At 45.9% G+C, this 18007-nt stretch carries 15 protein-coding genes; 10 read left to right on the top strand and 5 right to left on the bottom strand.

The features are described 5' to 3' along the window. The first annotated feature begins 151 nt into the window (after positions 1-151). Genes hemC through KYS23_RS03590 form a run of 4 tightly spaced genes read left to right on the top strand, consistent with a single transcriptional unit; the run spans position 152 to position 4217 of the window. On the top strand, positions 152-1087 hold the full coding sequence (gene hemC / locus KYS23_RS03605; protein ID WP_218395862.1) for a hydroxymethylbilane synthase: 936 nt from the start codon (positions 152-154) through the stop codon (positions 1085-1087). A gap of 35 nt (positions 1088-1122) precedes the next feature. Beyond that, positions 1123-1854 (top strand): uroporphyrinogen-III synthase, encoded by a 732-nt coding sequence (locus KYS23_RS03600; RefSeq protein WP_159527954.1) that lies wholly within the window; start codon positions 1123-1125, stop codon positions 1852-1854. Continuing rightward, positions 1855-3048 carry a uroporphyrinogen-III C-methyltransferase gene (locus KYS23_RS03595; protein WP_218418062.1) on the top strand — a complete coding sequence of 398 codons (1194 nt, stop codon included), beginning with the start codon at positions 1855-1857 and terminating at the stop codon, positions 3046-3048. Next, a complete protein-coding gene (locus tag KYS23_RS03590; protein WP_218418061.1) occupies positions 3045-4217 on the top strand; it encodes a heme biosynthesis HemY N-terminal domain-containing protein in 1173 nt (390 codons plus the stop codon). The genes KYS23_RS03595 and KYS23_RS03590 overlap by 4 nt, the downstream gene beginning before the upstream one ends. Positions 4218-4313: 96 nt before the next feature. Here the strand turns inward: KYS23_RS03590 and hydA are convergent, their stop codons facing one another. The 5 genes from hydA to aptA all read right to left on the bottom strand — a co-directional run bounded on the left by hydA (position 4314) and on the right by aptA (position 11816). Next, complete coding sequence (gene hydA / locus KYS23_RS03585; RefSeq protein ID WP_159527951.1) at positions 4314-5765, bottom strand: dihydropyrimidinase; 1452 nt, start codon at positions 5763-5765, stop codon at positions 4314-4316. Between the two features lie 24 nt (positions 5766-5789). Continuing rightward, a complete protein-coding gene (locus tag KYS23_RS03580; protein ID WP_218418060.1) occupies positions 5790-7265 on the bottom strand; it encodes an NCS1 family nucleobase:cation symporter-1 in 1476 nt (491 codons plus the stop codon). Further along, a complete protein-coding gene (locus KYS23_RS03575) occupies positions 7262-8536 on the bottom strand; it encodes a Zn-dependent hydrolase (protein ID WP_159527949.1) in 1275 nt (424 codons plus the stop codon). The genes KYS23_RS03580 and KYS23_RS03575 overlap by 4 nt, the downstream gene beginning before the upstream one ends. Before the next feature lie 407 nt (positions 8537-8943). Then, a complete protein-coding gene (locus tag KYS23_RS03570; protein ID WP_159527948.1) occupies positions 8944-10443 on the bottom strand; it encodes a CoA-acylating methylmalonate-semialdehyde dehydrogenase in 1500 nt (499 codons plus the stop codon). A 44-nt stretch (positions 10444-10487) separates the two neighbouring features. Next, positions 10488-11816, bottom strand: a complete 1329-nt coding sequence (aptA, locus tag KYS23_RS03565) for an omega-aminotransferase AptA (protein WP_013786080.1) — start codon at positions 11814-11816, stop codon at positions 10488-10490. 102 nt (positions 11817-11918) lie between these two features. On the opposite strand from aptA, the gene KYS23_RS03560 reads away from it, so the two are divergent. The 6 genes from KYS23_RS03560 to cofC all read left to right on the top strand — a co-directional run bounded on the left by KYS23_RS03560 (position 11919) and on the right by cofC (position 17999). Continuing rightward, positions 11919-12848, top strand: coding sequence for a LysR family transcriptional regulator (locus tag KYS23_RS03560; RefSeq protein ID WP_159527947.1), 930 nt, complete (start codon positions 11919-11921; stop codon positions 12846-12848). A 135-nt stretch (positions 12849-12983) separates the two neighbouring features. Further along, positions 12984-13613 carry a TetR family transcriptional regulator C-terminal domain-containing protein gene (locus KYS23_RS03555; RefSeq protein WP_126872678.1) on the top strand — a complete coding sequence of 210 codons (630 nt, stop codon included), beginning with the start codon at positions 12984-12986 and terminating at the stop codon, positions 13611-13613. A gap of 329 nt (positions 13614-13942) precedes the next feature. Continuing rightward, positions 13943-15100: a 7,8-didemethyl-8-hydroxy-5-deazariboflavin synthase CofG gene (gene cofG / locus KYS23_RS03550; RefSeq protein WP_218418059.1), complete on the top strand. Its 1158-nt coding sequence runs from the start codon at positions 13943-13945 to the stop codon at positions 15098-15100. Next, on the top strand, positions 15093-16442 hold the full coding sequence (gene cofH, locus KYS23_RS03545; RefSeq protein ID WP_218418058.1) for a 5-amino-6-(D-ribitylamino)uracil--L-tyrosine 4-hydroxyphenyl transferase CofH: 1350 nt from the start codon (positions 15093-15095) through the stop codon (positions 16440-16442). The genes cofG and cofH overlap by 8 nt, the downstream gene beginning before the upstream one ends. After that, positions 16439-17395, top strand: a complete 957-nt coding sequence (cofD, locus tag KYS23_RS03540; RefSeq protein ID WP_159527944.1) for a 2-phospho-L-lactate transferase — start codon at positions 16439-16441, stop codon at positions 17393-17395. Before cofH ends, cofD begins: the two co-directional genes overlap by 4 nt. Further along, positions 17388-17999: a 2-phospho-L-lactate guanylyltransferase gene (gene cofC / locus KYS23_RS03535; protein ID WP_218398325.1), complete on the top strand. Its 612-nt coding sequence runs from the start codon at positions 17388-17390 to the stop codon at positions 17997-17999. The genes cofD and cofC overlap by 8 nt, the downstream gene beginning before the upstream one ends. Positions 18000-18007 lie beyond the last annotated feature (8 nt).

Here is an 18007-nt window from a genome sequence, read left to right as displayed (position 1 = left end):
ACACTATGTACAATTTCCCAACCGTAAACCTGTGCGCAAGTTAAAGATTTAAGTACAATGTACTTATAAGTCGAACGAAAGCCTTTAGCAATAGTCGGTTGATTGCTTTAGGTTCTATGCCTTAAACAAGGCTCTAGACAGGATATTAATGATGCAAGCAGCCCCTAAAAGAACGATTCGTATTGCCACACGAAAAAGCGCACTGGCGCTATGGCAAGCAGAGTACGTGAAAGCGAAACTGTTAGAACACCATGATTCAATAGTGGTTGAACTGGTTCCAATGAGCACTCAAGGCGATAGAATCCTTGATACTCCTTTAGCAAAAATTGGTGGTAAAGGCTTGTTTATAAAAGAACTTGAAATAGCCATGCTAGAAGGCAGAGCCGATATTGCCGTGCACTCAATGAAGGATGTGCCGGTTGAATTTCCCGAAGATTTTGGCCTTCACGCCATTTGCGAACGTGAAAACCCGTTCGATGCCTTTGTCTCAAACCACTTTGATAATTTAGATGCATTGCCAGAAGGTGCTGTGGTGGGTACTTCTAGTCTTCGCCGCCAATGCCAAATTCGTAAACATCGTCCGGACCTGAAAATTAAAGATTTACGCGGCAATGTGAATACCCGCCTAGCCAAACTAGATGCTGGCGAATACGATGCCATCATTCTTGCCTCTGCTGGCCTTATACGTTTAGGCATGGAAGAGCGCATTAAAACGGGTTTACCAGCTTCGGTGTCCCTTCCGGCTGTTGGGCAAGGTGCTGTGGGTATTGAGTGTCGTAATGACGATGCCGAGCTTATTGCGTTACTTCAAGCGCTGAACCACGGTGAAACCCAAACACGGGTGAGCGCAGAGCGTGCTATGAATGAACGTTTAGAAGGCGGTTGCCAAGTACCTATCGGAAGTTTTGCTACCCTTGATGGAGACAGCATAACCTTAACAGGCATGGTGGGACAGCCAGATGGCTCAACCCTCTTATTTGCTTCTGCCACAGGCCCTACAAAAAATGCGAAGCGCATTGGCGTAGAAGTCGCCGACGCGCTGCTTGAACAGGGCGCAGGAGAAATTCTTAGCGCATTGTATGACTGATGTATGTTATCGCTAACATATGCGGTTGCTGATTTATGCTATTAATTACTCGCCCGCGTCCTAAATTACAGGCTAGTGCAGATGCTTTTGGGCAGGCGGGGATTGATGCCGTAGGGGTTGCTACGTCAGATATTCAAAGCATTCCTGATAAGGCAATCGAGTTACAACAGTTTCTGTTGGGCTCGGCCAGCATCAGTAACATTATCGTTACCAGCATTTATGCCGTGCCAGCAGCACTCGATGCACTCACTCACGCCTCATTTCTATCGGTGCCTCCTACGCTAATAGCGGTAGGTGATTCGACCGCTAGCGCACTACGCAGCGCGAATTTACCTTATAAAATTGTTACGCCTTCGCTACATACATCCGAAGGTATACTGGTCATGCAGCAACTTAATGAGGCAAACTGTACACAAGTCGTTATTATTAAGGGAGAAGGTGGTAGAGATACGCTTTCTCACGTTTTAGGCGAGAGAGGTATATCGGTTACTGAGTTTTGCGTCTATAAAAGAGAACCACTTACAAACCCAATTTACACAAAGAGCTGGAAAATTGGCGATGTTAGCGGCATTATCGCTACAAGCGAAAATATGGCAAAACAGCTTATCTCTAGCCATAGTATGCAATTATTAGCGTTGCCCTGGTTAACGGTAAGTGAACGAGTTGCAACGAGTTTACGTAATCTTGGGATAGCACGCGTTTCGGTGTGCAACCGCGCCACCGATCAGGCATTAATTGCCTGGGTAAAGGAAAATTGGGAGTATTAAATGTCTGACAAGAATGAGAAGGACCCTCAAAACGGGGAATTGGTAAGCGTGGAATCATCTAGTACGACATCAGCGAACACGGCATCAGGTAGAGATACCCTATCACCTGAAGATTCATCTAACGGCACGCCACAAAAAGCGAAAAAATCGTCGGGAACCAAGCTTCTGTGGTTTGTGGTTATTATTATTTTCCTTTTAGTACTCGGCATTATTGGTGCTGGTTATTGGTACTACACCCAACAACAAGGTAGCAGCGATTCCCTGGTTAAAGCCCAACTGGCGAACACGTCACAACTCAACGATATGCTTTCCGATCGTGAGCAGACAGCAGACGCATTGCGTATGCTAAATAGGCAAAACGATGAATTAAAAGATACGCTTGATGCTTTGCAGCAACAAAACAGTGCATTAGTGCAACAAGCAGAAGCAACCCAACAGCAACTTAACAGCATGGAAGGTCAACGTCCTGCCGATTGGCTTATTGCTGAAGCGGATTATTTGGTTCGCATGGCGGGTAGAAAACTGTGGTTAGAAAATGATGTACGCACAGCCACCTTACTGTTGGTGAACGCCGACAAGCGATTGAAATCGCTAGCCGACCCTTCTGTATTACCGGTTCGCGCTAAACTTGCCGAAGACATTCAAACGCTTCAACAAATGAACCCTGTATCTCAAAGTTCGGTCGCCCTAGCCCTTACTGGCATGTTGGCGCAAATTGATAAACTACCGTTAGATACTTTTGAAAAACCAGTAGACGCAAATGCTGACAGTAATGAACTGTCTGAATCGGCGAACGACTGGAAAGAGAACCTTGCAAAAGTATGGCACTCCATTGTTGATGGTTTTTTAACCGTGAAAAGTTTAGAAGGCCCTGTTGAGCCTGTCATGTCTCTACAAGCTCAATTTTTAGTGAAAGAGCAGCTTCGCTTACAATTAATGCATGCTCAATCAGCTGCGCTTAAAGCAGACTCAGGCCTGTATGAGCAATCTTTGGTTTACGCTAAAACCATGCTTGAAGAGCATTACGATGTAGAAAAGAGCCAAGTGACGGGTTTCATCTCAGCACTTGATAATCTTATTAGTACTGACATTTCACAACCCATCCCTAGTCAGTTGGCATCACAAAAGCCGCTTGAGCAATTATTAGAATCCCGTGTAAAACAAGCATTCAGTCAGGGAGCTAGCGCATTATGAGATGGTTAGTCATTGCCCTTGCGGTGCTGGCCGCATTTATTGTTGCGCTTATTGTTGGCCCCATGATTTTGGGCGACAAAGGCTACGTGCTGATTTCATTAGGTAATACCGCGATAGAAACCAGCCTAATTGGTTTTTGCATTATCATTATTTGCGCCATTATCAGCTGGTATATTATCTCTAAGTTGGTGTTATGGACATTAAGCTTGGTAACGGGGTCTCACCGCTGGTTTGGTGCATTAGGTGAGCGTAAACGCAAGCGTGCCTTTTACCATGGTTTACAGTCATTAGCAGCTGGCGACCTAAAAAGTGCTCACAAGGCACTTAGCCAAACCACTAATGGTGATTTTGAAGGGGTAAATTACTTGGCTGCCGCACAAGTAGCACAAAGCCAAAACGACCCGCAAAAAGCCCGTTATTTTCTACTACAAGCAGCAGAGTATGACAGTGCCAATGTAGCTGCCACTATCGTAATGGCGCGTATTGATGTTTCTGAAGGTAAGCATACCGACGCACTTGAAAAGCTAGATAGCTTAGATGAAGAAGAAGCCAACAACCCACAAGTGATACAACTTAAAGCGTCGATAATGGCAGAGCAAGGCCAATGGCAAACCTTGCAAGAAAAGCTAAGTGGTTGGCGCAAGGCGTTACCGAAAGAAGATTACACCTTATGGTCGCAGCGAATTGCCAAGGGCAAGCTAGCTGAAATTGCCAGTAAAAATGGGGCTGCTGAGCTTAAAACCCACTGGGAAGGGTTACCGCGTAAAATTAAGCAAGACGACGCTTATCGCGCGGCCTATATTCAACAATTGCTTGAACAAGGCATGCATGCTGAAGCGCAAACTTTGTTAGTAGAATGGCAAAAGAAAGGACCACACCCAGTATTGTTCCCGTATTTTACCCAGTTGAATATACCTAACGCAGCGCCATCGTTGCGGTTGCTGGAAAGCTGGATTAAACAAGACAGTGAAAATGTAGCGTTATATTCAACCTTGGGAAGAGTCGCATATAACGCAGGTGACGATATTCTGGCCGAGAAAGTGTTGTTAAAAGCAGTGAAGATGGAATCGAACAAAGATGATCTGTTATTGCTATCAGCCATTAGTGAGCGCAGACACGATAGCACCACGGCATTGCAATATTACAAGGAAGGCCAGCAGTTAGTGTAGTTTTACGCTGTTAGCTTTCAGACCGAAAGAGAGAGTAAAAAGAAAAGGTAAAAAGAAAGGCCAGTCATTTCATTTATGAGAACTGGCCTTTTTGTTTTATGCGGTGGTGCGGTCTACCGCTTTAGGCTCCGCTAATGCTTTTCGCTTTTGAAGCGATTGATAAAAGTTCGCATACGTGGGGCGCATAACGTATTTACCATCGCCCGCCTTCGCTAACAACTCACCGTTTTGCCACGCGATATTACCATTACAAATGGTCATCACAGGTACACCGGTAATTTCCATCCCTTCAAAAATATTGGTTTCAATATTCGACATGTGGGTTTCGGCTGAAATCACCTTTGAGCCTTTCGGATCCCATATCACTAAATCGGCATCGGAACCTTCACGTACCGCACCTTTAGCGGGGTACATATTGAAGATTTTGGCTGCGTTGGTAGACGTTACCGCTACAAATTCGTTAGGGGTTATTTTGCCGCCATTCACGCCTTTTTCCCACAATACCGCCAAGCGCTCTTCTACCCCAGCGGTGCCGTTTGGAATTTGCGTGAAGTTGTCTTTACCCATTGCTTTTTGTTCGTTACAAAAAGCGCAATGATCGGTAGCGGTAGTTTGTAGGGTACCCGACTGTAGGGCTTTCCATAATACGTCTTGATGCTTTTTAGGCCTAAACGGTGGGCTCATAACGTGGGCCGCTGCGCGCTCCCAGCTGACATCTTGATACACGCTATCATCAACCGTTAAATGCCCAGCCAACACTTCACCATAAACGTGGTGCCCGCGCTGCTGTGCATAACGAATAGCATCAACCGACTCTTCCACCGAGCAATGCACTAAATACAAAGGTGCGCCTAGGGTTTCAGCAATACTAATGGCACGGTAAGCCGCTTCACCTTCAACCATGGGCGGGCGAGATAACGGATGCGCTTCAGGCCCAGTAATACCTTTTTCCATCAATTGTTGTTGTAAGTGATACACCAGTTCACCGTTTTCGGCATGCACGGTAGCAATAGCGCCTAATTCCATACAACGGGTAAAGCTTGATACTAAAATATCATCGGTGGCCATGATGGCATTTTTGTACGCCATGAAATGTTTAAAGCTATTAATGCCGTATTCGGTAGCCAGAGTTTCCATGTCTTTATGCACACTGTCATCCCACCAGGTTATCGCCACGTGGAAGGTGTAGTTAGACATGGATTTTTCAGACCAGTCTCGCCACTGTTGATAGGCTTCCATCAAGGGCTGGCCTGGGCTTGGGATAACGAAATCGATAATAGTCGTGGTGCCACCAGCTAGAGCGGCAGCTGTGCCAGAGGCAAAGTCATCGGCGGCTACCGTGCCCATAAATGGCAGTTGCATGTGTGTGTGCGGGTCGATGCCGCCGGGCATGATTAGCTTTTCAGAGACATCGACTATCTCTACATCTGATTCATTTACAGCAAGATCTTCGCCTATTTTAGTAATTTTGCCGTCTTCGCAAAGTACATCGGCTTTGTAAGTCATTTCGTGGGTAACTACGGTACCACCGCGTAATAATATGGCCATTTTCGTGTCCTGTTTCGCGTAAATTTAAGAGGCTTTTGCTAGCTCACCAACATTTGTGTTCACGGTGTTAACTAGCTTGCCCGCCGCAAAGTAATAAATGATGGCGCCAGAAATAGAACCGGTAAACCATCCATAGTTATAAAACCATGTGAATACATCTGCAGTAATGGCTAACAATGTGATGCCAACTGGAATTAAGAAAGCGACAAAACCAGCCCAATTCACTTTCGGGTAAGCGGCACTGCTGGTGTACAGCGCGGCTACATCTAGCTCTTGTTTTCTAATCAGGAAATAATCAACAATCATTATGCCCGCAATAGGGCCCAGTAAGCTTGAATAACCCAGCAACCAATTTGAGTACAGGCTTTCTACACTAACGTCAGACTCTATAATGCCGGCCTTCTTTAAAAGCTCCCAACTCATCAATAACACACCTACTAAGCCAGTTAATAAAACGCCGCGGGTATGGTTAATATATTTTGGTGCTATGTTTTGAAAATCGTTGGTGGGAGATACTACGTTAGCGGCCGTGTTAGTAGATAAGGTAGCCACAATAATAAGTAGCATGGCGATTGCCACAAAAAACGGGCTATCAATATGACCAATAAGCGTTACCGGGTCGGATACGGTTTCACCAACTAAGGTCACTGACGCAGAGGTCAGTAATACCCCTAAGGCAGCAAACATAAACATGGTGAGGGGTAAGCCTATGATTTGCCCAGTCACTTGGGCTTTTTGGCTTTTAGCATAACGACTGAAATCAGGAATATTTAACGACAGTGTTGCCCAAAAACCTACCATGGCAGTGAGTCCGGCGAAGAAATAGCTGAAAAAGCCTGCATCTTCAGGGCGACTTGCGGGTGTGGCTAAAACCTCAGTAACCGATACTTTATCGCTCGCCCACCAAATCAGCCCAGCACCTACAATAAGGAGCAACGGGGCAGCTAGAGTTTCTAACCATTTAATCGACTCTGACCCTTTAATTACGATAAAGACATTTAATGCACCAAAAGCAAAAAAGCCTATTACTTCTCCTAAGCCGCCAAGCTGAGCCCAGCCGTCTGATACCGATGATAAAAACAGATGTATGGCAAGGCCGCCAAACATGGTTTGAATTCCAAACCAGCCGCAGGCTACAAAACCCCGTATTAGGCAGGGAATGTTAGAGCCCACCACACCAAACGATGAACGAAGTACCACCGGAAAGGGAATACCAAACTTAGTCCCTGGAAAGGCATTTAACGTAAGAGGAATAAGCACCACTATGTTTGCTAACAAAATAGTGAACAAGGCTTCCATTACCGACAAACCAAAGTAGCTGGTAAGCACGCCGCCAAGGGTGTAGGTAGGTACGCAGACCGCCATACCTACCCATAGCGCCGCTATGTTTCCTGTACCCCACGTACGCTCAGAAAGCTTAGTAGGTGCAAGGTCTTCGTTAAAATAGTCGCTCTCGGTCACCGATTTACTAAGTGTGACCTCACTGATTTCTGAACTCATACGCTTGCTCCCTCGTCTTCAGTAACAGGGGCGCCAGCGGCTTCAGCAATACGCTTGCTGGCGGTTAACATGGTATGAAGCAACACATTTGCGCCATCTTCACATTGCTCAGGGCTAGAGTATTCAATTTCGTTGTGGCTAATACCATTTTCACAAGGCGTGAAAATCATGCCCGCAGGAACTAGATCTGCCATGTAACAGGCGTCGTGACCTGCGCCCGCGTAGATATCCATGTGTGAATACCCTAAGTTTTCAGTGGCGGCTTTCACATCGTCGGAAGCGTTAAATTCGACCGGCGCAAAGTACCAAAAGTTATCAACAGTAATCTCTAAATTACGCTCTTTGGCTACCGAGTTGCAGTAGGCCACGAACTCTTCATGCATGGTAGCCAACACGTCGGGGTTAGGATTACGTAAATCGGCGCTGAATTTCACGTTTCCAGGAATAGTATTACGTGAATTTGGATAAACCTGCATAAAACCTACGGTGCCCAAGCCGTTGTCATAACGGTTAGCTAGCGATTCGATTTCCGCTACAATTTTGCCTGTGGCAACCATGGCATCTTTGCGTAAGTGCATTGGCGTGGTGCCAGAATGAGACTCCTGGCCTTGTATTTCTACGTTGTACCAACGAATACCTTGGCCTAAACGTACTACACCAATACGCTTTTCTTCATCTTCTAATATTGGGCCTTGCTCAATATGGGCTTCAAAAAAGGCGCCTATGTTACGGCTACCTAACTCTTCTTCACCCAAGTAGCCTATGCGAGCTAATTCGTCGCCTAAACGTAAACCGTTCACATCGGTTTTATCTAGTTCTTGTTGTAAATCAAAACGGCCTACATATACGCCAGAACCTTGCATGGCAGGCTGAAAGCGTGAGCCTTCTTCGTTGGTCCACACACTAACTTCAATGGGGGTTGGGGTAGTAATATTATTTTCATGTAGGGTGCGAAGTACTTCAACACCTGACAATACACCGAATACGCCGTCGAACTTACCGCCGGTAGGCTGGGTATCTAAGTGGCTTCCGGTAGCCACGGAAGGTAGTTCGTTATTAATACCTGGGCGTTTAGCAAAAATATTACCGAACTTATCTACTTTAATTTCACAACCGGTGGCTTCACACCATGCGCAAAACAAGTCTCTAGCTTGCTTGTCTAGATCTGTGCCGGCCAAGCGGTTACATCCGCCTTTTTCAGTGCCGCCAATCTCGCCCATTTCCATCAGGCTGTCCCATAATCTTTGACCGTTAATTCTAAGCTTATCCATTGTTTTGTCCTCGCAGGTGGAAGGTTATTCCTATTAACACTTTGCCCCAAATTAGCTCAGCGAACGTACTATAAGAGTGCAACCTTGATAAATTTATTTACCAAACGGTAAATATAATTTCTCTCTGATTTTGTACTGATTGTTCACTCATTATTATGTATCGCTACTATTGCTGAGACGCCTAAAGCAAAGGGCGTGATTATTCTTTTGTCTAATGCGCTGTTCTTTTTTTATGCGCATAGTTAATGCCGATAACACGATAAAAATTGACCGAATGGTAAATTCTTATATTTTGGACTTTCAACATTTATGCCAGCGGCTTTGCCAGAGGCCGTTGCACCGGTTTTTAATGGCCAACGAAGTTCGCTGATTTGCGAACTTCATCGGTTTAAACGCTAGCTTTATGATTAATTGCTTGGGAAAGAAAATTGACTGCCTTCACGCAAATTAGTTGAAGGCCAGCGTTGTGTAATGGCTTTTCTACGCGTGTAGAAACGCACAGAGTCCGGCCCGTAGGCATGTAAATCGCCAAACAATGAGCGCTTCCAACCACCAAAGCTGTGGTAAGACACAGGCACGGGTAACGGTACGTTCACACCCACCATGCCCACTTGAACCTGATCGATAAAGAAACGCGCGGCTTCACCATCACGGGTGAATATACAGGTACCATTGCCGTATTCGTGCTCGTTAATTAGCTCAAGTGCGGTTTGCATATCAGGTACACGTAGCATCACAAGTACAGGGCCAAAAATCTCTTTTTGGTAAATTTCCATGTGAGGTTTTACCTTGTCGAACAAGGTAGCTCCTAAGAAATAGCCTTCTTCAAAACCTTCTACACTAAGCTTTCTACCATCGCTGACTAAATCCGCTTCTTGGCTAATACCGGAGTCGATGAATCCACTTACAGTATCGAAATGTTGAGCACTGATTAACGGCCCCATGTCATTGCTGTTGTCGTTACCCGCCCCCACTTTTAAGGTTTCGATTTGTGCTGATAGCCTATCACGCAGGGTATCGCCCATTTCATCACCTACTGCCAGCACTACCGATAACGCCATACAGCGTTCGCCGCATGAGCCAAACGCAGCGCCCATTAGCGCATTAACAACGTTATCTACATCCGCATCTGGCATAACAATGGCGTGGTTTTTCGCGCCACCTAAGGCTTGGCAACGCTTACCGTTAGCACTGGCTTTTTGATAAATAGCTTCGGCAACAGGTGTTGAACCTACAAAACTTACCGCTTGAATCGTTGGGTCTTCAAGCAGTTGATCTACAGCAGCTTTGTCGCCGTTTACAACGTTTAGCACACCCGGCGGCAAGCCTGCTTCAGCCGCAAGCGCTGCAATGTATAAAGCGCTAGATGGGTCTTTTTCAGATGGCTTTAACACAAAGGTGTTGCCACACATGATAGCGCTGGGCCACATCCATAAAGGCACCATGGCCGGAAAGTTAAATGGCGTAATACCTGTCACTACACCTAGGGGCTGGAATTCACTCCACGCGTCAATGCCTGGGCCCACGTCTTTGCTGTGCTCACCTTTCAGCAATTGAGGCATGCCACAAGCAAACTCAACGTTTTCAATACCGCGCTGCAACTCACCTTTCGCATCGTGTAGCACTTTGCCGTGCTCTTCACTAATCAGTTCACAAATTTTGTCGCTGTGCTGCTCTAGCAATACTTTTAAGCGAAACATAACCTGTGCACGCTTTGCTGGTGGCGTGGCACGCCATGCTGGATAAGCCGCTTTTGCTGAATCTATCGCCTTTTGTACTAATGCCGATGAAGCCATTTCTACTTGGCCGCACACCGCGCCAGTAGAAGGGTTGTGAATATCAATCAAATTTCCATCTTGCGGCGCTACGTGTTCGCCATGAATGAAGTGTCCTACCAATGAAGTCATATCTGTATCTCTTTTTTGCGTAAGTGGACCAAGACGGTAAAGGCTTACTTGCCCATTAAGGTGTCTTGCATCGCGTTAATTAAGGTGTCGATTTCCGCTTTTTCGGTGGTAAACGGAAGGCCTAACTGAATAGTGTCGCCGCCGTAGCGTACGTAAAACCCTTTCTTCCACATGGCGTCAGCGATTTCATACGGGCGCCTTGCCGGTTCGCCTGGGTAGCTTTCAATGCTAAACCCTGCAGCAAATCCGAAGTTTCGAATATCACTCACGAATGGCATGCCTTTTAAGCTATGCACGGCCTCTTCAAAATACGGACTAAGTTCGGCAACCCGGCTAACAAGCTTTTCTTGTTCTAGAATATCAAGAGCAGCCATGGCTGCAGCGCAAGCAACAGGGTGGCCTGAATAGGTGTAACCGTGTGGTAATTCAATGTTGTAGTCGGCACCGCCTGCGTTAATCACAGTGTCGTAGATAAATTCGCGAGCCAATACCGCGCCCATAGGAACTGCGCCATTGGTGATCTGCTTGGCCACGTTAATCATATCGGGTACTACATCAAACGCATCGGCGCCAAATAAGCTACCTGTGCGGCCAAAGCCGGTAATCACTTCATCGAAAATAAGTAAAATATCGTGCTGGTTACACAGTTCGCGTAAGCGGCGTAAGTAGGCTTTGGGTGGAACGATAACCCCAGCAGAACCACTCATTGGCTCAACAATTACTGCCGCAATGTTCGACGCATCGTGTAATGCCACCATTTCGATAAGCTCATCAGCAAGCTCTTCACCATAGTTCGGTGCACCTTTGCAGAATTGATTATTCGGCAGCAAGGTATGTGAAAGGTGATCAGACTCCATCGCTGGCCCCCACATTTTTCGGTTTGCACCAATGCCGCCAAAGCTAATGCCGCCCCAACTTGCACCGTGATAGCCTTTCGCGCGACCAATAATACGGGTTTTGGTAGGCTGACCTTGCTGGCGCCAATAGGCACGAGCAATCTTGGTTGATGTATCAGCCGCTTCAGAACCAGAATTGGTGAAAAAGACTTTATTGATGTCGGCCGGCGCCATGTTGGCTAGTCTGTCAGCGAGTTCAAATGCCAAATTGTGGCCGTACTGAAAGGCGGGCGCGTAATCTAGCGTTGTTAGCTGTTTCGCGACTGCTTCGGCAATTTCAGGGCGGTTATGCCCTGCGCCGCATGTCCATAACCCAGATAATCCATCAAAGATTTTGCGACCATTGTCATCAATGAGGTAATTGCCTTGTGCACCGGTAATCATTTTAGGCGATGCTTTAAACTGGCGATTTGCAGTGTAAGGCATCCACAACGCATCCATTTGCGATTGTGATAGCTTGGAGGCCCACTGGGTCATAATTGTTTTCCTATGATATTTGTTCACTTGGTCTACTTTACCCAGCCTCATAAGTTCGATAAATTATAAATATTCAAATCTTACTTTCATAAACATGAAACTATGCGCGCAATTCTTGGAAACCTATCAGACACAGACATTCGCTTATTGAGAGTATTCATAGTGGTGGCGCAGGCTGGCGGCCTTTCTGCTGCCGAGCTAGAACTCAATATTGGGCGTTCTACCATTAGCCGACATTTAAAAGATTTAGAAACTCGGTTGGGTATGGTGCTTTGTCATCGAGGCCGCGGGGGCTTTTCGCTTACCGAAGAAGGAAAGCGAATTTATGAATCGACTCAACGCTTACTGCTGTCCCTACAAGACTTTAGAAATGAAGTTAACGACATGCACCGACATTTGCAGGGCAATGTGGTAGTAGCCATGTTCGATAAAACCGTGTCGAACGATGCGTGCAAGGTGAATGAAGCCATTTACACTTATCAGCAACAGGCGCCTAATGTGAATGTAGAAATTCATGTGGTGCCGGTTAATACCATTGAGCAAGGCATATTGGATGGGCGCTATCATATTGGCATTATTCCTACCCATCGTTCCTCTTCAAGCCTAAATTACCTACCCTTGTTTGGTGAGCAAATGCATCTGTACTGCGGAAGAAAACACCCTTTCTACATTGAGCTTGGCAACATTCCTCGAGAAGAAATATGTGAAGCTAAGTATGCGGGACTAAGCTTTCACAGCCCAAATATGGATAAAAGTATGTCCCTAGGGCTCAACAAAATGGCGGTAGCGAACGATCAGGAGGGCATTGCCACACTGATTTCTTCGGGCTGTTATTTAGGCTTCTTGCCTGATCATTATGCGGAATCTTTCGTAAAAAAAGGCCAGATGCGCGCTATCGAACCTAATAATTTCGCCTATCATTGTGAATTCGCGGCCATCTATCGTAAGTCACCTAAGCCCACCCGTTTGGTTGAGTTATTTTTAGAAGCCCTTGCTAAGGAACATGGGAAGGAAGAACCAATTGCTATTTAGCATAGCGATTACACTGACTTTATGACATTCAAGCGTTGTGCTTTCAATGCTTAGGTAAGCAGTAAATAGAACGAACAATAAGAACAAGTGGCAAATTTATACTACGTCACATGGAAGCGGTAACAGGAAATAAAAATGACAAAACCTACAAAGACGCAGGCCAATCGTGCAAAAACAGAGGCCGGAATTCTACGCGCCGCAGAAGAGGTATTTGCACAAAAAGGGTTTGCTGGCTCTTCAATGGATGCAGTGGCGCAACAAGCCGGTATCTCTAAACAGCTCATTTTGTATTACTTTCCAGGCAAAGATAAGTTGTACCAAGCCGTACTAGAAAACATGATTGATTTATGGCTTGAGAAAATGCAGTTCAACGACGACCCAGAGGCTTCACCAGCCAGCACCATTCGTCAGTACATTCAGCAGAAAATCGAGTTATCTCGTGATTATCCCAATGGGTCAAAAGTATTCGCCCATGAAATCATTAACGGCGCACCGGTACTGAAAACCTATTTGATAGAAAATTTAAAGCCTGCGTTTGAACGAGACGTAAAAATTATTGAGCGCTGGATAGCCGCTGGCCATATTCGCCCCGTCGATCCTAAGCATCTGTTTTTTACCATATGGGCTGCCACGCAAACCTATGCCGACTTCTCAACGCAAATTCAATTACTGTTAGGCAAGCCGTCTTTAGAACAAGATGATTTTAACGAGGCCACTGAATTTTTATGCAATTTCGTTTTAAGTGCCCTAGATGCACAACACTAGTGCATAAAAATTAATTTATCCCTATTTTTCTGGCGCGCTTCATCGAAAAGGCGCGCCTTTCACTTTCTACTCCCCTTATTTTACCACCAGCAATAAATCAAATTAAACCATTGTTATATATAATCTTTAATAAAATTAAGCCGAGCAATAAAACCTACCCAACACCCTACTAGCGCACCCAACTTGCTCTATTTTGAGACACACTTCGCACCAAAAAAAACTGTAAATATTTTCTTTACCATTTGGTAAAAACCATGATAAAGATTAAAAAAGCAACAGCCTAAATTGAATATTTAGTGCATTAACCTTACTTGCAGGAGACGCCCATTATGCTATCGCGCCAACACGCCATTGCCCTTGAACATGCTACAGGTGCACAGCTAGATGCACTTTGCGAACAAGCTGCAGGCGTTCGCGATACGCACTGGCCTAATACCCTCACGTACTCACGAAAGATATTTATTCCACTTACAAACATGTGTAGGGATACCTGTGGTTATTGCACGTTTGTAAAACATCCAGATTCGGGGCAAGCCAATATCTTAAACCCAAGTCAGGTGTTAGCTTCCGTGCTAAAAGGTCAGGCGCAAGGGTGTAAAGAAGCCTTGTTTAGCTTGGGTGAAAAACCTGAAAAGCGTTATCGCTACGCGAAAGATTGGTTGGCAACATTGGGCCATACCAGCATGGTGGATTACCTTACCGAAGTATGTGAAATGGTGCTGGATAAAAGCTTGATGATCCCCCATGTGAATGCGGGAACGTTAACCTTTAACGAGCTAAAACAGTTGAAAAACGTAAGCGGCAGCATGGGTATGATGCTCGAATGCACCAGCGACCGTTTGATGAAAAAGGGCCAAGCTCATTATGCCTGTCCAGACAAAATACCGGGTATTAGGCTAAAGACTTTGGAAGACGCAGGAAAGCTAGATATTCCCTTCACCACCGGCATTCTTATTGGCATTGGTGAAACGTGGGAAGAACGTGTTGATAGCTTAATAGCGATAAACACCCTGTTCCAAAAATACGGCCATATTCAAGAAGTCATTATTCAGAATTTTCGCGCGAAAGCCGGTACAGCCATGGCTAATGCGCCAGAGCCTACCCTAGATGATATGTGCCGCACATTGGCCATGGCACGGTTAATTTTGGACCCGGCTATTTCACTGCAAGCGCCGCCTAACCTAGCCCAAGAATACCCTCACTACATAGCCGCAGGCATTAACGATTGGGGCGGTATTTCACCGTTAACGAAAGATTTTATTAACCCTGAACGTAGCTGGCCGCAAATTACAGAATTAGCCACTGCATGCGAGCAACAAGGCTATGCATTGCAAGAGCGTTTAACGGTATATCCAAAGTACCTACAAGCTGGCGAACGTTACGTTACCAAAGCGTTGCATCAAGCTATGCCAGCTTGGCGCAGCGACGGCCTTGCCGTAGAGCAATGTATTGATAACACCACTTTTCAAGGAGTTGCTCATGGGTAACATACTGCAAAATATCACCTCGGTTTCACCTTGCGAACTAACCCCAGCGAGCGACTTCGCCTTACCGTACAGCGATACGCCTATTCAAAATAAGCTAAGCCAACTTCGCCCTGCTATTGCGCATATTTTACAACGGGCTTTAGAAGGCAAAATGCTTAATCACGAAGAAGCAGAAGCCTTGTTTTACTGCCAAGGAACGGAAACAGATGCCTTGTTGCATACCGCTGACATTGTGCGTGAACTGCGCACCGGCAATGATGCATCTTTTGTGATAACTCGTAATATTAACTTTACCAACGTGTGCCATATGGGCTGTCAGTTTTGTAATTTTGGGGTGAATAAAAACGCTGGCGATGCAGAGTTTTTAGCCCCTCATCAAGTGGCAGCAAGAGCCAAAGAGGCCCACGCTCGTGGCGCAACAGAAATTTGTGTTCAAGGTGGTTTGCACCCTGACTTACCTGCCAGTTTTTACGGTGATTTACTTGATACGGTGTCATCTACCGTACCCGATATTCATATTCATGCCTATTCGCCCTTTGAAATTTGGTATGGCGCTATGAAAGGCCGCAAAAGCTATACAGAATTATTAACCGACTTAAAACTGCGTGGCTTGGCTTCTATGCCAGGTACGGCTGCTGAAATTCTAGACACCGAAGTAAGACGCAAGCTAACTAAAAATAAACTCAGCACCGAAAACTGGCTTAAAATCATCGAAACTGCGCATAACGTTGGCTTACCAACCACATCCACCATTATGTATGGTCATATAGACGGGCCATCGCACTGGGCCGCTCATCTTATTTTATTACGTGACATGCAAGCGCGTACTGGCGGCTTTACCGAATTTGTTCCCTTAGGTTTTATTCATAATGACAGCCCCCTTTATAAAAATAACCCTAGCGAAGTAAGAACCGGCCCTACTGCCGATGAGCATTTCAAAATGCACGCCATTGCTCGGTTAGTGTTACAAGGCTATATCGATAACATTCAAGCCTCTTGGGTAAAAATGGGCCCAGATATGGCGTCAAAAGTGCTACGCGCAGGCGCTAACGACTTAGGCGGTACGCTAATGAATGAGAGCATTTCTCGTGCAGCAGGCGCTAGCCATGGCCAGGAAATTGTCCCTAGGGATATGGTGAACTTTATTCAGCGTGCGGGGCTAAACGCCCATCAGCGCAATACCTTGTACCACGTAGTTACCCCCTACGGCCGAGACAAAAAGCCAGCTCACCAAGAGGCGCTTGTGGGTTCAGAAGTTGCCAATCCAGTATCTAAAACTGCCAAGCCAGCCATTAGTCCATTTAACGCAGCATCTCACATTCCGGTGAAGGTAAGCGCATGAAGAACATAGTGTTATTCGCAGGCGGCGTAGGCGGTGCAAAAGCCGCAAAGGGCCTGTATCAATCAGACTACAAAAATAACCTAACCATTATTGGCAATGTGGGTGATGACGACGAGTTTCATAATTTATGGGTGTCGCCTGACCTAGACACGCTCACCTACACGTTGGCGAATGAAGTGAATCCGGTAACGGGCTGGGGGCTTAAAAACGACAGCTGCCGCATATTGTCGCGACTTGCTCAGTTTGGATCTAGCACGTGGATGCATTTGGGCGACATGGATATTGCCACCCATATTTTCAGAAGTGCTAAGCGGGCTGAAGGCACTAGCATGACGGCAATTACGCGCCAAATCACTACCCGATTAGGTATTACCGTACCTTTGCTACCTGCTACAGACGACAACCTGCAAACCCGACTCAAGACCGAAAACGGCTGGGTAGACTTTCAAACTTACTTTGTACATCAACGCTGCGAAGCTGATGTAACTGATATAGCGTACAAAGGTGCAGAATTCGCCTCTGCCACACCGGAAGTATTAGCCGCCATAGAAGCTGCAGACATCATTGTTTTTGCCCCTAGCAACCCGTTGCTCAGTATTGCACCTATGCTTGCTATACCACAAATTCGCGATGCACTAGCAGCAAGTGAAGCCACGAAAATTGCGGTATCGCCGCTTATAGCTGGGAAAGCAATTAAGGGCCCAGCGGAAAAACTATTACAGCAAATGAGCTATACGCCTGGCAACAAAGGCATTGCAGAATTTTATCAAAGCTTATGCGATGTATTAGTTATTGATAATCAAGATGATGGCGACATAGACACCATCGAAAGCTTCGGCTTACACGCACATTGCACTTCAACCCTAATGAAATCAGACCAAGACAAAGTCACCCTGATGGAAGAGGTAATTTCGGCGGCCACCGCTTATCAACTGGAGGTGCCTTGTGCATAAACTATGCGTTGTTATTCCAATGAAAGACCCCGCGTTTAGTAAGCAGCGATTGTCACCGCATTTACCTGCTAGTGTGCGTAAAGCCCTAGCAATCAAACTGTTTAAGAAAACCGTTATGTCGTTAAACGGCTCATTTCCACAGTGGCAGAAACTGGTAGTAACGCCGTCACTTTATATCGCCGATTTAGCCACCAGCTTGGGTTGTAAGGTCATATTCGAGCAAAAAGGCAGTAATTTAAATACTGCGCTTGCCCAAGCCACTGAGTGGAGTATGTCTCACGGCTTTACCCACCAGCTTATTTTGCCTGCTGATATCGCTCGGTTGGATGCAACCGAACTAACGTCAATTACCTCACTAGCCTATGGCGATACTTCTGTGGTTATAGGCAATGCCTATGATGGCGGCACGAATGCACTATGCACTACTCCGCCTAACGCTATTGATTTTGCTTTCGGTAAATCATCGTCTTATGAACATCATCAGGCGGCCATGGAAAAAGGCCTAAAGTGCGTGACGGTTCAGCCTAAATACTTGAGTCAAGACATCGACCATCCAGACGACCTTCGGCACGTGAATGACGTTGTCGACTCTTTGATTGCTTGAGGTAGAAA

The sequence above is a fragment of the Alteromonas lipotrueae genome, from assembly GCF_019249255.1.
Classification (GTDB): Bacteria; Pseudomonadota; Gammaproteobacteria; order Enterobacterales; family Alteromonadaceae; genus Alteromonas; species Alteromonas lipotrueae.
The sequence above is the reverse complement of the archived record's forward strand: the minus strand, read 5'-3'. Positions and strand labels throughout refer to the sequence as shown.